Source organism: Celeribacter persicus, from assembly GCF_003050785.1.
GTDB classification, from domain to species: Bacteria; Pseudomonadota; Alphaproteobacteria; order Rhodobacterales; family Rhodobacteraceae; genus Celeribacter; species Celeribacter persicus.
Window position 1 is genome coordinate 73,946 of sequence record NZ_QAOH01000006.1, and the last position, 12,174, is coordinate 86,119.

Annotated in this window: 11 protein-coding genes; 6 read left to right on the forward strand and 5 right to left on the reverse strand. The window is 61.2% G+C overall.

What is annotated here, in order from left to right; all coding sequences use genetic code 11:
* Nucleotides 1-42 precede the first annotated feature (42 nt).
* Complete coding sequence (locus C8N42_RS09510; protein ID WP_107816334.1) at nt 43-1,206, reverse strand: M20 aminoacylase family protein; 1,164 nt, start codon at nt 1,204-1,206, stop codon at nt 43-45.
* Nucleotides 1,207-1,547: 341 nt separating this feature from the next.
* Here C8N42_RS09510 and C8N42_RS09515 point away from each other — a divergent pair, with 341 nt between their 5' ends.
* The 6 genes from C8N42_RS09515 to C8N42_RS09540 all read left to right on the forward strand — a co-directional run bounded on the left by C8N42_RS09515 (nt 1,548) and on the right by C8N42_RS09540 (nt 8,676).
* Complete coding sequence (locus C8N42_RS09515; protein WP_107816335.1) at nt 1,548-2,606, forward strand: ABC transporter ATP-binding protein; 1,059 nt, start codon at nt 1,548-1,550, stop codon at nt 2,604-2,606.
* Complete coding sequence (locus C8N42_RS09520; protein WP_170109259.1) at nt 2,596-3,594, forward strand: ABC transporter ATP-binding protein; 999 nt, start codon at nt 2,596-2,598, stop codon at nt 3,592-3,594. Before C8N42_RS09515 ends, C8N42_RS09520 begins: the two co-directional genes overlap by 11 nt.
* A gap of 59 nt (nt 3,595-3,653) precedes the next feature.
* Nucleotides 3,654-5,366: a peptide ABC transporter substrate-binding protein gene (locus C8N42_RS09525; RefSeq protein ID WP_107816337.1), complete on the forward strand. Its 1,713-nt coding sequence runs from the start codon at nt 3,654-3,656 to the stop codon at nt 5,364-5,366.
* A gap of 78 nt (nt 5,367-5,444) precedes the next feature.
* A complete protein-coding gene (locus C8N42_RS09530; RefSeq protein WP_107816338.1) occupies nt 5,445-6,452 on the forward strand; it encodes an ABC transporter permease in 1,008 nt (335 codons plus the stop codon).
* A gap of 12 nt (nt 6,453-6,464) precedes the next feature.
* Nucleotides 6,465-7,382: an ABC transporter permease gene (locus tag C8N42_RS09535; RefSeq protein WP_107816339.1), complete on the forward strand. Its 918-nt coding sequence runs from the start codon at nt 6,465-6,467 to the stop codon at nt 7,380-7,382.
* 229 nt (nt 7,383-7,611) lie between these two features.
* Nucleotides 7,612-8,676 (forward strand): YeeE/YedE family protein, encoded by a 1,065-nt coding sequence (locus C8N42_RS09540; protein WP_107816340.1) that lies wholly within the window; start codon nt 7,612-7,614, stop codon nt 8,674-8,676.
* Here the strand turns inward: C8N42_RS09540 and C8N42_RS09545 are convergent.
* From C8N42_RS09545 to C8N42_RS09560, 4 genes are all read right to left on the reverse strand, one after another.
* Nucleotides 8,609-9,895, reverse strand: coding sequence for a DUF3422 family protein (locus C8N42_RS09545; RefSeq protein WP_107816341.1), 1,287 nt, complete (start codon nt 9,893-9,895; stop codon nt 8,609-8,611). The genes C8N42_RS09540 and C8N42_RS09545 overlap by 68 nt on opposite strands.
* A gap of 120 nt (nt 9,896-10,015) precedes the next feature.
* Entirely contained in the window at nt 10,016-11,203 is a 1,188-nt protein-coding gene (locus tag C8N42_RS09550; protein ID WP_107816342.1) for an amidohydrolase, read from the reverse strand.
* A gap of 76 nt (nt 11,204-11,279) precedes the next feature.
* Nucleotides 11,280-11,651: a carboxymuconolactone decarboxylase family protein gene (locus C8N42_RS09555; protein ID WP_107816343.1), complete on the reverse strand. Its 372-nt coding sequence runs from the start codon at nt 11,649-11,651 to the stop codon at nt 11,280-11,282.
* Nucleotides 11,644-12,015 carry a MerR family transcriptional regulator gene (locus C8N42_RS09560; protein ID WP_107816344.1) on the reverse strand — a complete coding sequence of 124 codons (372 nt, stop codon included), beginning with the start codon at nt 12,013-12,015 and terminating at the stop codon, nt 11,644-11,646. The genes C8N42_RS09555 and C8N42_RS09560 overlap by 8 nt, the downstream gene beginning before the upstream one ends.
* Nucleotides 12,016-12,174 lie beyond the last annotated feature (159 nt).

A 12,174-nucleotide genomic window follows, 5' to 3' on the forward strand; every position in this document is an offset into this window, starting at 1 on the left:
TTCATATGAGGCCCGTTCGTCACATGATGAGCCTCATCGGGATCACGCCGCCGGCAAGCGGCTTTCCACCATCTCGGCATACCACGAACACCCCGCAGGCAGGGCCTCGTCATTGAACATATATTTCGGGTGATGCACCGGCGCGCCCGGACCGTTGCCGACGATGATATAGGCGCCGGGGCGTTCCTCCAGCATATAGGCGAAATCCTCGCCCCCCATCACCAGCGGATATTCCTCGCAGCCGCCCGACACTTTGGTCGCCGCTTCGATCGCGTATTCGGTTTCGCGGTCGTGATTCACCATGACCGGATAACCCAGATGATAATCGACCACGATATCAGCGCCAAAAGTCGCCCCGATCCCGGCACAAATCTCTTTCAGACGATCCTCCGCCTGTTTGCGCACGTCCGCATCCAGCGTGCGCACAGTGCCTTTCAGCATGACCTGCGCGGGCAGGACGTTGTGCGCCTTGGATGAACTTTCGACCGTACAGACGGAAACGACCACCTGTTTCGTCGGGTCCACATTGCGCGAGGCAATGGTCTGAAGCGCAATCACCAGATGCGCCGCCGTCACCGTGCTGTCCACCGTCTCATGCGGTTTCGCGGCATGACCGCCCCTGCCCTTCACATAGATCTCGAACTCGTCGGCGGCGGCAAAGAACGGGCCGGGACGGATCGCGAATGTCCCCGTCGGAAGGTTCGGCCAGTTGTGCATGCCGTAGACCTCGTCGATGCCGAAACGCTCCATCAACCCCTCTTCGCACATCACCCGGCCACCGCCGCCGCCCTCTTCGGCAGGTTGGAAAATCACCACGGCGGTGCCGTCGAAATTCCGGGTTTCGCACAGATATTTCGCCGCGCCCAGAAGCATCGCCGTGTGACCGTCATGGCCGCAGGCATGCATCACGCCGGGATTTTTAGAGGCGTATTCGGAGCCGGTTTCCTCAAAGATCGGCAGCGCATCCATATCGGCGCGCAGCCCCACGGTGCGGCCCTTGCTGTCCGTTTTGCCCTTGATCACCCCGACGACGCCGGTCTTGGCCATTCCCTCGACCACCTCGTCACAGCCGAACTCGCGCAAAAGGTCCGCCACTTTCTTCGAGGTGCGCGGCAGGTCGAATTGCAATTCGGGGTGAGCATGGATGTCTCGTCGCCAAGCGGTGATTTCGGGAAGCAATTCGGCGAGGCGGTTCTTGATCGGCATATCGGTCTCCGGCGGAGTAGGATGAGGGTGTTCGTAGTAAGGGCCAACATTCTGGCTCCCTGTAACCCGACGCCTTGGGCACAACCGAGGCAAGATGCGTTTTGGCACACCCCCCTGATCGCGCCCCATGTCGCGGGGTTTGTTCCGAGCGTGATCGCGCTTTGCACAGAGGTCAAGCAGATGTGCCTCACAATTTATCCATTGGTAAAAAAAGTTGCACTTTCGGGCACCTTGCCCCTTGCGCCCTCAAAAAGAGGTGATACCGTTTTGTCATACCGACTTCGGACCAACCGGAGCGGAAACATAATAACAAAGAAAACCAACAGTTTGGGGGTCACCGTATGGCCGATGGGGCCGCACCCGTACTCAATGTCCGGGACCTGAAGACCGTTTTCAAAACGCGGTCGGGGTCCGTTCATGCCGTCAATTCCGTGTCTTTCTCGCTCAAGCCTGGTGAATTATTGGGCGTTGTTGGCGAATCCGGCTCCGGCAAGTCGGTGACCATGATGTCGCTGATCGGTCTGATCCCCTCGCCTCCCGCGCAGGTCTCGGGAGCGGGTGTCGATTTCGGCGGCACCGACCTGCTCAAGGCTTCCGACGATGAGTTACGCAAAATCCGTGGTGCCCGCATCGGCTTCGTGTTTCAGGACCCGATGACCTCGCTGAACCCGGTGTTCACGGTCGGCTATCAGATCATGGAACCGCTGCGCAAACATATGAAGATGTCTAGGGCGCAGGCGCGCGGGCGGGCGAAGGAACTGCTCGAACTCGTCGGCATCCCCGATGCGGAGCGCCGCCTGTCGGATTTCCCGCATCAGTTTTCCGGCGGCATGCGACAACGGGTGATGATCGCCATCGCGCTGGCCTGCGATCCCGAGGTGCTGATCGCCGACGAGCCGACCACCGCGCTTGACGTCACCATTCAGGCGCAGATTCTCGAACTGATGCATGAGTTGCGCGCAAAACTCGGCATGGCGGTGATCTGGATTACCCACGATCTGGGCGTGATCGCCGGGATCGCCGACCGGGTTCTGGTGATGTATGGCGGACAGATCGTCGAACATGCGCCGGTGCGCGAGTTGTTCAAACATCCGCGCCATCCCTACACCCGCGCTCTGCTCAAAACCGTGCCCTCCGTGCGTGGCGAACGGGCCGAGCGGCTTGAGGTGATCGAAGGCCAGCCACCGATCCTGCGCGCAGAACCGTCGAGCTGTTCCTTCGCCGCACGCTGCCCCTTTGCCTTCGCACGTTGCCTGTCCGAGAACCCGGCACGGTTCGACGTCGGACCGGGCCATGATGCCGCCTGTTTTTACGATTTCGAAGCCGGAGCGCCCAGAGCCACGGTCAGCGCCGCCGCCGTCGGCAGGCCCGAATTCGAGGGAGGTGCCCATGCTGGATGACACCAAATCGAACAAGGTTCTGGTTGAGGTCCGGGACCTGAAAATGCATTTCCCGATCCATGCGGGCGTGCTCAGGAAACGCGTGGGCGAGGTGAAAGCCGTCGACGGGATTTCCTTTGACATTTACGAAGGTGAAACGCTTGGCCTCGTGGGTGAAAGCGGCTGCGGCAAATCCACCGCCGGACGCGCGATCCTGCGGCTTTACGACATCACCGAGGGCACGATCAGGATCGACGGGGTGGAGATCGGCCACACGCCGCAGCCCGACCTGCGCAAGATGCGCCCGACCATGCAGATGGTATTTCAGGACCCGCAGGCCTCACTCAACCCGCGCATGTCCGTGGCGGCGATCATCGGCGAGCCTCTGGACGAACATGCCAGACTCTCGAAAGCGGAGAAGCGCGAAAAGGTGCTCTCTCTGATGGACGCAGTGGGGCTAAACCGCGACTTCGCCAACCGTTATCCGCATGAGTTTTCCGGCGGTCAGCGCCAGCGGATCGGCATCGCCCGCGCGCTGGCGCTCAATCCGAAATTCATCGTCTGCGACGAACCGATCGCCGCGCTCGATGTGTCGATTCAGGCGCAGGTGGTGAACCTTCTGGAAGATTTGCAGGAAGAGTTCGGCCTGACCTACCTCTTCATTTCTCACGACCTGTCGATGGTGCGCCATATCGCGGACCGGGTGGCGGTGATGTATCTCGGGCGCGTCGTGGAGCTTGCCTCCCGCGAGACGCTGTTTGCCGATCCGAAACACCCCTACACGCAGGCGCTTTTGTCCGCCGTCCCCGAGCCCGATCCGTGGCTTGAGGAAAAGGTCGAGCGCATTCTTTTGCAGGGTGACGTGCCCTCGCCGTCCAACCCGCCGAAAGGCTGCAATTTCTGCACCCGCTGCCCGCAGGTCATGGACATCTGCCGCGAGATCGACCCGCTGGGTCAGGAGATCGCACCGGGGCATCAGGTGACCTGTCACCTGTACCAAACGACCTGAGAGAGCGCCACCAAGGCGCCGGTTTCGAGGACAAGAGCATCCAACAAGGAGAGGTTAAAATGAATATCAAGACTGCCCTGATGGGCACCGTTTTGGGAACCGTCGCAGGGTTCGCCATGGCCCCGGCCGCGTTTGCGGAACGTGGCTCCGACGGCCATGTGAACATCATCTACTGGCAAGCGCCCTCGACGATGAACCCCTATCTGTCGGGCGGCACCAAAGAGCTTGAAGTCGGCTCGCTCGTGCTGGAACCGCTGGCACGTTATGATGCGGAAGGCAACATGGTGCCCTTCCTCGCCGAATCCGTACCGACCGTGGAGAACGGTGGCGTCTCCGAAGATCTGATGAACGTCACATGGAAGCTCAAGGAAGGCCTGCTGTGGTCCGATGGCAAGCCGCTGACCTCCGAGGATGTGCGTTTCACCTGGGAATACTGCACCTCCGAGGGTGGCGGCTGTTCCCAATCCGAGAAATACAATGACGTCACAGATGTGGAAATCGTCGACGACCTGACCGTGATCGTGCATTTCGGCGTACCGAAACCCTTCCCCTACGGGCCGTTCGTGGGCAATCAGGCCCCGATCATCCAGAAGGCGCAGTTCGCCGATTGCACCGGCGAAGCCATGGCCTCCTGCACCGATCAGAACTTTGCTCCCATCGGCACCGGCCCCTTCGTCGTGGACGAATTCAAGACCAATGACGTGGTGTCCATGTCCGCCAACCCGAACTACCGCGATCCGGCGAAACCGGCGTTTGCGACCGCGACCGTCAAGGGCGGTGGCGATGCGGCGGCTGCGGGTCGTTCGGTGCTTGAGACCGGCGAGTTCGATTACGCATGGAACCTGCAACTCGCCCCTGATGTGCTTGCCGACATGGAGAGCAAGGGCAAGGGCAAGCTGGTCTCCGCCTTCGGCACCCTCGTCGAACGCATCATGGTGAACTACACCGATCCCGATCCGGCGCTTGGCGACAAACGAGCCACCGCCGCGCATCCGCACCCGATCCTGTCGGACAAATCCGTGCGTCAGGCGCTCTCGATGGCGATCGACCGCGAGCTTCTTGTGGAAATCGGCTATGGGGCCGCGGGTAAAGTGACCTGTAACGTTCTGCCGGCGCCTGCGATCTACGCCTCCACCGCCAATGACGCCTGCATGGTGCAGGACATCGAAGGCGCGAAAGCCCTGCTCGAAGCAGATGGCTGGGTCATGGGTTCCGACGGCATCCGCGAAAAGGATGGCAAGAAACTCTCACTACTGTTCCAGACCTCCACCAACGCCGTGCGTCAGGATTTCCAGGCGATCATCAAACAGTGGTGGAACGAGATCGGCGTCGAGGTCGAGTTGCGCAACATCGACAGCTCTGTGTTCTTCGGTGGCGACGCGGGTTCCCCGGACACGTTCCAGAAGTTCTTCGCGGATGTGGAAATGTACGCCAACAACTTCGACGGCACCGACCCGGAAGCCTACATGGCCAACTGGGAGTGCAAACAGGCACCGCGTCCGGAAACGCAATGGCAGGGCAACAACATGCCGCGCTACTGCACCGAAGAATATGACGCTCTGGTCGCGGAAATGGCCAAGACCGGCGATCTTGAAAAGCGCGCCGAGCTGGCAAAAACCATGAACGATATGCTGATGCAGGACTACGCGATCATCCCGCTGGTCTATCGCGGCCGTGTCTCCGCCGCGTCTAACACGCTGGGCGGGGTCGAGATCAATGCGTGGGATTCCGAGCTCTGGAATGCCGCCGACTGGTATCGCATCAAAGAGTAATCTCTTTTCGGGCGTCCCCTCCCCGCGAGGACGGGGCGCCCTCTCCCAAGACAAAAGACCTGAACCGAGGCGCCGCCTATGCTCCATTACACGATCCGTCGTCTACTCCTCGCCATTCCGACGCTTCTGTTCATCTCTTTGGTGATCTTCCTTTTGCTGGATCTTGCCCCCGGCGATCCGATGGCCTCCATCCCGCTCACGGTGCCCCCGGAGGTGAAGGAGCGGATGCGCGAAGCTCTGGGCCTCGGCGAGCCGGTGCATATCCGCTTCCTGAACTGGCTTTACCAGTTCTTCATCGTGGAGCCGCAGGTGGCTTTCGATCATCTCTTCGGCACGGATTTTTCCGAGGGCAAACAACGGATCATTTCCTTCCAGTCCCGCTCACCCGTCATGTCCGTCGTCGCCGAACGTATGCCGCAAACGCTCTGGGTCGTGGGTCTTTCCTATGTTTTCGCCACGCTCATCGCCGTACCGATCGGCATCATTTCCGCCTACCGGCAATATAGCTGGTTCGATCAGCTCGGCACCTTCGTGTCGATGATCGGGTTCTCCATCCCGACCTTCTTTTCCGGCGTGCTGCTGATCGTGATCTTCTCCGTCACCTTGGGCTGGTTCCCCTCGATCTACGACACAACGCACGAAGTCACCGACTGGTCTTCCTTCGTCTTCCAGATGAAACAAATGGCCATGCCGGTTTTCGTTCTCACGCTGTACAACGCAGCCCAGGTCAGCCGCTTCATGCGCGCCTCCATGCTCGACAACCTCAATCAGGATTACGTCCGCACCGCCCGCGCCAAAGGCATGTCGGAGAAAGTCGTCGTCCTGCTGCACGTGCTGCGCAACTCGATGATCCCGGTCGTCACCGTGATCGCGCTCGGCGTGCCCTCGATCTTCGGCGGGGCGATCATCACCGAGCAGGTGTTTCAGGTGAACGGCCTCGGCCAGATGCTGATCACCGCGATCTACGCCTCGGACGCGCCGATGGTGCAAACACTGACCTTCATCTTCGCTGTGCTCATCGTGCTCTTCAATCTCATCGCGGACATCCTCTACGGCATTCTCGATCCGCGCATCCGCTACGACTAAGGGAGGTTGATCATGTCAGACGCAACCGTGACCACCACCGTCAAACCGAAAGCTCCCCGCAACCAGTGGTGGGATGTCTGGGACCAGTTCAAGACCCACAAGGGCGCCATGGCGGGGCTGATCTTCTTCGTCTTCATCGTGCTGGCAGTCTACCTCGGCCCCTTCCTCTGGAAGATCGACCCGACCTATATCGACTTCCGCGCCCGCAATCAGGGACCGTCTCTGGCGCATCCCTTCGGAGCCGATCAGTTGGGCCGTGACATCCTCGCCCGGATGCTTGCGGGCGGGCAGGTGTCGATTTCCGTCGGTCTCACCGCCATGATCCTGTCGCTCGTTCTGGGCACTTTCGTCGGCGTCCTCGCAGGCTATTGGAAAAGGCTCGACGGCATGCTGATGCGGCTCACCGACCTGTTTCTGGCCCTGCCGCTCCTGCCGCTTCTGATGGTGATCATCATGCTGTTCCGCGATCCCCTGCGGAAGATGTTCGGGCTTGAGGCCGGGATTTTCATCCTGATCGTTTTCGTCATCGGCATTACAAGCTGGATGCAGACCGCGCGGATCGTGCGGGGCGACGTGTTGGCGCTCAAGGAACGCGAATACGTGCTCGCCGCCCGCTCCATCGGCACACCCTCCCGCCGGGTTGTGTTGCGGCACATCCTGCCCAACATCATGTCACCGATCATGGTGTCGGCCACTCTGGGCATTGCCAATGCGATCATCACGGAAAGCGCGCTCTCCTTCCTCGGCCTCGGCTTCCCGCCGGATTACCCGACATGGGGACGGCTCTTGTTCGACGCCAAGGACATGATCCAGCAATACCCCGAACGCGTGATCTGGCCGGGTCTGGCGATCTCGCTCACCGTGCTGGCGGTGAATTACATCGGCGACGGGCTGCGCGACGCGCTCGACCCGCGTATTCGTGGCCGGTAACACTTGGGGCAAAATAAAAACAACAGACGCGCCGCACGCCCGGCGCGTTTTTCTTTGTTTGCCGCCTCGCTCACGAGGCATGACTGCGTTTTCCCAAGACCGGAAACCAGAGAACAATGTTCTCCGCAGTCCTGCCAAACCCATCCAACGAAAGATTGCCACAGCGTATTTCCTCCGCATATGCAGACGGAAATTCCTCACACATTCCCCTCTCCCGGAGATCTGCGACATGTATGAAACATTCGGACTGGACATGACCCCGCGTCAGGCCTCGGTGATCCTTGGGCTCGGGATCGGCGTGCTGTTCGGCGCGCTGGCCGAAGTGTCGCGTTTCTGTTTCCGCCGTGCCGTCGCCGGTCCGCGTAACGAGCGCGGCGCCGCTGCGGGCGTCTGGCTCGCAGCACTCGCCAGTGCCGTGATCGGCACCCAGATCGCGGTTGCCGAAGGGCTGATTTCCTTCGCTGATCACCGTTTTCTCGCCCTCGACCTGCCCTGGCTCGCCATCGTGACCGGAGGGCTGATGTTCGGCTCCGGGATGGTTCTGACACGCGGCTGCGTCTCCCGTCTTACCGTGCTCAGCGGCTCCGGCAATCTCCGCGCCGCCCTTGTGCTCGTGGTCTTTGCCGTGGTCGCACACGCGACGCTCAAGGGCGTACTCGCTCCCGTCCGCACCACGCTCGGCAACATCACCGTCCCGCTCGACAGTGCCGCCCTGCCCGGCCCCGCCCTGCTCTGGACCGCGCTGATATCGGGGACGTCCGCGCTTGTCGCGTGGAAATACGCGAACAGCGGGCGCGATCTGATCCTCGGCGGGCTGATCGGCCTTCTCGTGCCTGCCGCATGGATCGGCACCGGCTTCGTCCTGTTTGACGAATTCGATCCGATCGCAATGGAAAGCCTGTCCTTCACCTCACCTTCGGCGGAGACCCTGTTCTGGTCCGTCGCCGCCTCCTCCATCCCTGCGGGGTTCGGCACCGGCCTGATCGGCGGTGTCCTTCTGGGGGCTCTCGCCTCGTCGCTGTTGTCTGACCGCTTCCGCTGGCAGAGCTTCGAGAGCCCCCGTCAAACCGGGCGTTACATGGCGGGCGCGGCACTGATGGGCGTGGGTGGTGTGCTTGCGGGCGGCTGCACCGTCGGCGCGGGGCTTGCGGGTGTGCCGAGCCTATCGCTCGCCGCCATCCTCGCGCTGATCTCCATCGCTTTGGGTGGCGTACTGACCGCGCGGGTTATCCGAGATGATGTTTCTTTATCCGCCGCAGCCCAAGCCAGACCGCAAGGACAACCAGCGGAGTGAGCAGCGCAAGCGCCACGCCTTTCGACAGGCCCAGCGGTTCCAGTACCGGATAGATCAGGTAGCCCGCAAGACTTACGGCATAATAGCTGATCGCCACCACCGACAGCCCCTCCACCGTCTCCTGAAGACGCAGTTGCAGATCGGCGCGCTTGTCCATGCTTTCCAGAAGCTTCTGGTTCTGCGCCTGACGGCTCACATCGACCTTGGTGCGCAACAGGTTCGCCGCTCGCGCCGTCCGTTCGGCGAGATTCTCAAGCTGCGTCTTTGCGGCATGCACCGTGCGCATCGCGGGATCAAAGCGCCGCATCATGAACTCGCTGAACAGCTGCCGCCCCTGAAACCGGCTTTCGCGCAGCACGTCGACCCGCTGCGTCACGATCGCCTCATAGGCCCCGGTCGCACCAAAGCGGAAATTCGTCCGTGTCACGATACCCTCAATCCGGGTCGACAGCCCGAGAATATCCTCAAGCATCTCCTCGGCGGGCACGTCCTGTTTAGCGGTGAGCGTCGCCATCAACTCCGCCAGCTCCTTCTCGATATCGGCCAGCTCACGCACCACCTTGCGCGCCTGCACAAGGCCCAGCATCGACATCGCCTTGTAGGTCTCGATTTCGCAAAGCCGCTGCAAAACCCGCCCGATCCGGCGTTGCCCGCAATCCGTGCAGGGGAAGATCGCGAAACGCATATGCCCCGCTTCGTCGATGCGAAAATCGCCCGCCACAACCATCGCCCCGTCGAGCACACGGGCCACGGCAAGGCTTTCGCGCTCGAACCAACTGTCGATCCGCTCGATGATCTGCGCGTCCTGTTCCACGGTCTCGACCCTGATCAGCGCGGAGGTGATCCGTAGCCCTGGTGCCGCGTCGAGCCAGTCTTCGGGAAAGAGATCGAAGGTGTTCTTGTCGAAGGCCCGCTCCGCCACCCCTTCGGCGAAGATTGTGTAGGTCACGAACTCCGTATGGCTTTCCCACTTGAGACGGTATTTGCCCAGAGGCCCTATGTAATGCGTCGCCCCCGGTGCCGGATGCGGCGCACCGTAGCGGTCCAGAAGCGCCAGAAGATGCGCCCGGTCGAGATCGCGGTCGCGCCGCGCCGCATCGCCCGCCGCCCGGATCGCCAGATAGGCCGCCCGCGCGTTGGTCGTCACTTCGGGAAAAGGACGGGCGTGCAACTCATTGGCCAGTTCATAGCGGCGCGGGTGATCGGTCAAAGGAGCCATGGGAGTCTCTGTGAAATATTATGTCTTTCGCCTATAGCCCAGGCATGCCTCCCGAGGCAAATTAAAAATTCATTCTTTATCAGTGGCTTATATGGATGCGATGGTATACCGCAACCCGCTTCACCCAAGTTCCTCGGCCACGACATTCATCCAGTAGGCCACACCGATGGGAATGAGCGCGTCGTTGAAATCGAATTTCGGCGTATGAACGAAGGCCGCATTTGGTCCATCGCCATTCCCGATCGACACGTAAGCCCCGGGAATCTTTTCGAGATAATAAGCAAAGTCCTCACTGGCCCCGATCGCAGGCGCTTTGGTATCGGTCAACCCCGCCCCGGCTCCTGCCGCATGGGCACGGCCAGCAACTGCGACTTCATCCGCCGTATTCACCAACGGCGGATAGCCGCGATCATAGTGCACCTGGGCTTCGACCCCGGCCGCCAGCGCGCAACCTTCGGCCAGACGGGCAATCTCACGCTCCAGCGTATCGCGCACCTCGGGGCGATAGCTCCGCGCCGTACCCGCCACCAGCACGCTTGCCGGAATGATGTTCGGGCTTTGCCGTTCGCCCCCCGCGACATGGCCAATGGAAACCACCGCCCAATCGGTCAGCGCCACCTTGCGCGACACGACATTGCCGAGCGCGACCATGAACTGCCCCGCGGCCACGGTGGGATCGGTCGCCTTCTCCGGCGAGGCGCCATGCCCGCCGGTGCCCTCGAACACCACCTCCCAATCGTCAGAAGCGGAGGTATAGGGACCGACCCGCGTGGTCATCTGCCCCAGCGGATCCATCGGACCGTTGTGCACACCATAGATCGCATCGGTCGGGAAGAGATCGAACAAACCATCCCTGATCATCTCATGCGCACCGCCTCCGCCCTCCTCCGCCGGTTGAAACACAAAGCGCACCGTGCCCGCAAAATCCGGATCGGTGGCGAGTTTCTCGGCGGCAGCGAGCAGCATCGTCGTATGCCCGTCATGACCACAGGCATGCATCTTGCCCGGCACTTGCGAAGCGTAGGGCAGCCCGGTGGCCTCGGTGATATGCAGCGCATCCATATCGGCGCGGAGCGCGATCACCTTTTGCCCCGGTCGCTTGCCCTTGAGCGTTCCCACCACGCCGGTCTTGCCAAGCCCGCGATGCACCTCGATTCCCAGTTTCTCCAAAAATTCCGCCACCAAAGCAGAGGTCCGCACCTCTTCGAAAGCGGTCTCGGGATGGGCGTGAATGTCGCGGCGGATCGCCGTCATCTTCTCGATGAAACGTGTATCTGCGGCAATCTCTTCGGGGGTCACATGATTCATGCTGAGGCTCCTTTGTCCCGAGCATGACCGCTTGCGGCAAAGATGAAAAGCCATCGCACCGCAAGCCGGCTGTGCGTCAGGCGGCCCCAAACACCTCTGTCGCGGCATTCAACCCGTTGATCGCGGCAGGCATCCCGGCATAAAGCGCCATTTGCCAGATCACTTCGGCGATTTCCGTCTCACTGGCACCCGCCGCCAGAGCATGTTCGATGTTGATCTTAAGCTGCGGCGCGGTGCCCCCACCCAAGGCCGTCAGCGCCGCAACCGTGCAAAGCTGGCGGGTTTTCAGATCCACGCCCGCACGCGCATATTGCCGCCCATAAGCCCATTCGATCAGGGTCTCTGCCATGTCCGGGACGATCCCGTCATAGCGTTCCGACAAGATGGTCTCCAAATCGGGGTTCAGCACCTTGATGACCTCGCGGCCCTTTTGCAATGCGTCAGACATGGCTCTCTTCCTCTGATTCAAGCTTTTGATAAATCGCGACCTTGCGATCCATGAGGGCGAGTGTTTCCTGCATCAGCACCAGCTTACCCCGGATCACCTCCCGGTGCGCCTCAAGCATTTCGCGACGCGCCGTGTAAGTGGCCGCACCCTGACGCCGCAACTCAGCATAGCGCACCCGCTCCGCCTGCGGCATGCCCGTGGCATTGAGCTGACCGAGGAATGCGATCCAGCCGATCACATCGTCCGGGTAATCGCGCCGCCCCGCCCCATCGCGCGGTGGCGGGTCGATCAGGCCGATCTTCTCGTAAAACCGGAGCGTGTCGATGCTCAGACCAGTGGCGGTCGAGACCTCTGAAATCTTCATCTTGCCCTCATGTCTTCAAGGTCGAAACAGAGCCTAGGTGCTGGAGCATACTCCAGCTCAAGCACTTTCTCCCGACCATTCCTGCAACCACCCTGTGCGTTTCCTTTGTGCCCCAAATACTCAAACAAAAAGGGCGACCCAAAGGCCGCCCTTTCTTTG